This is a genomic window from Streptococcus mitis (assembly GCF_001579035.1).
In the GTDB taxonomy this organism is placed as follows: Bacteria; Bacillota; Bacilli; order Lactobacillales; family Streptococcaceae; genus Streptococcus; species Streptococcus mitis_J.
Genome location: NZ_KQ970286.1, coordinates 384,038 through 386,579, shown reverse-complemented (window position 1 = coordinate 386,579; position 2,542 = coordinate 384,038). Strand labels below are relative to the sequence as shown.

Here is a 2,542-nt window from a genome sequence, read left to right as displayed (position 1 = left end):
GCCCAGCCTCTACTTTTTCAGCAATTTCTTCCAAGGTCAAGGCATCTTCTAACCGTAACCCTGCAGCACTTGTTCGTGTCAGGTGAGACATATGAGCCGCATAACCAAGTTTTTCTCCCAAGTCAACCGATAAGGTACGGATGTAAGTCCCCTTGCTGCATTTCACACGAAATGTAAAACGTGCAAGGTGATCATCATAAGAAATCGGGCTTGTCCGTTCAAATTGATAAATGGTCACCTGACGTTCTGGACGCTCCACTTCCTGACCAGCACGCGCATACTCATAGAGCTTACGACCATTGACCTTTACAGCCGAATACATAGGCGGAATCTGAATAATAGGTCCTGTCAAACTGGCGATTGCTTCATCAACAAGCTTTTCATCCAAGGACGATAAAACAGGTGTCTCTGCGACCACTTCCCCACTGGCATCCTCAGTTGTCGTTGAATAACCTAGAGTGATTTCTCCCTCATAGACCTTACCCTCGTCCTGCATAAACTCGACCATGCGTGTCGCCTTGCCAATCGCAATGGGCAAAACACCCGCCACATCCGGATCCAAGGTCCCACCATGACCAATCTTCTTGGTTCCCAAAATCTTACGCAGTTTAAAAACCGCATCATGCGAGGTCATTCCCGCTTCTTTTTTTAAGTTGATAATACCGTTCATTTTTGCTTTCTACTCCCCCTTCAGCGCTTCAAACTTCGCTTTCATGGTTGGATTTTTTAGAGTCAATTTTTTGACCGAAACATCTTCCAATTTATTGTTTGCGAGTCGAAGTTGGTTTTCAGATGTGGTTAGGAATTTCTTGACCTCTTCCATGCGTTTGATGGCCTTGTCGATTTCATCGATAGCTTTACCAAAGTTGGTCGAAGCTGAATTATAGTTCTTAGCAAAGGCTAGTTTAAAGGCATCCAAATCTTCCTCAAAATGTGTAATGTCAATATTTTGTTCGCGAACCAAGGCTAACTCCTGCTTATATTTTAGGGAATTAAGTGCCGCATTACGTAAGAGCCCAATCAACTGAATAAAGAACTGAGGACGAACCACATACATCTTTTCATACTCGTGGCTGACGTCAACAATCCCTGTGTTAAAGTAATCATTATCGGCCTCAAGCATGGTCACCAAAACGGCATACTCACAGTTCTTCTCCCGACGGTCATTGTCCAATTCCTTGTAAAAATCTGCATTCTTGTGCTTCTTCTCTGTTCCATCCGCTTCATTTTTCATCTCAAACATAATGGATATAATCTCTACTCCATTTTCATCACATTCACGGAAGATAAAGTCCCCCTTAGACCCACGCGCAGAAACCTTGTTATCCTTCTCAAAGTAGGCATTTGGAAAGGCAAAACTTCGTACCTTGTTAAACTCACTCTCTGCATACTGTTCCAGACTTTCCCCGATGGCTTTGGTAGATTGTTGAGCCTTAAAATTCTTATAAAATTCGACTTGTTCACTGGCTGCTTTGAGCTGTGCTTCATAGTTTTGTTTAACAGAAGCAAGAGAGAGTTCGTTTTCTTTTTCTTGCAAGAGAAGCTGATTTTTAACCTGGTCTCGTTCTTTTTCTAGGTCAGAGAGGGTCTTCTGTAGTTGATTTTCATGTTCCAAACGCAAGGTAGCCAGTTGGTTTTCCAAGGCCTGAACTTCCTTATCCTTAGCCAAGAGAGCCTGATGACTTGTCTGTTCAACTTCTTTCTTGGCCAATTCTTTTTCTGTATCAAAGTTTTGGATCTGACTCTGTAATTGCGCAATTTCTTGGTCTTTTTGAGCTAATTTAGACTGTTGTTCATTCATGGCCTTTTGCTCAGCTAAAGCCAATTCCTGCTTCATCCGATCATGTAGTTCCTTATCAAACTCTGCTGTTCTCACTTGAGACAGAAGTTCGGCATACTGACTTTCATTTACTGTAAAGACTTCCCCACAGTTGGGACATTTGATTTCGTTCATAACGTTCCTCTTTCTAGACTTCTGTAACCATTATATCATGCCTAAGGGAAAATCAAAAACAGTGAGTCGAAACCCACTGTTTAACTTCTTTTTCTTTAAATTTTTTCCAAGGCCAAGCGCAAGTCTTCAATCAAATCATCTACATTTTCAAGTCCGATAGACAAGCGGATTTGGTTTGGTGTGACACCTGCTGCTTCTAGGTCTTTTTCTGACAATTGACCATGAGTGGTTGTTGCTGGATGGACAACAAGCGATTTAGCATCTGCCACATTTGCAAGATCAGAGAAGATTTCTAAATGATCAATTACCTTGCGTGCTTCTGCCTCCCCACCTTTGACATGGAAGGTAAAGATGGAACCCACACCTTTTGGCAAGTATTTCTCAGCCAAGGCATGATAAGGACTGTCTGCAAGTTTTGGATAGTTTACCTTTTCTACCTTAGGATGGTTGACAAGGAAATCAACAATTTTCTCTGCATTTTGCACATGACGTTCGACACGAAGTGAAAGGGTTTCCAGTCCTTGGAGTAACAAGAAGGCATTAAATGGCGACAAGGCTGCACCTGTATCACGAAGCAATTGGACACGG

Annotated in this window: 3 protein-coding genes; all 3 read right to left on the bottom strand. The window is 42.4% G+C overall.

Annotated elements, in window-relative coordinates:
• Positions 1 to 670 (bottom strand): tRNA pseudouridine(55) synthase TruB (gene truB / locus SMIDD26_RS04315; RefSeq protein ID WP_246746893.1); only part of this gene is annotated, 670 nt, incomplete at its 3' end.
• Positions 671 to 679: 9 nt separating this feature from the next.
• Complete coding sequence (locus SMIDD26_RS04310; RefSeq protein WP_061439134.1) at positions 680 to 1,954, bottom strand: DUF2130 domain-containing protein; 1,275 nt, start codon at positions 1,952 to 1,954, stop codon at positions 680 to 682.
• Between the two features lie 95 nt (positions 1,955 to 2,049).
• Positions 2,050 to 2,542 (bottom strand): PLP-dependent transferase (locus tag SMIDD26_RS04305; RefSeq protein ID WP_134990160.1); only part of this gene is annotated, 493 nt, incomplete at its 5' end.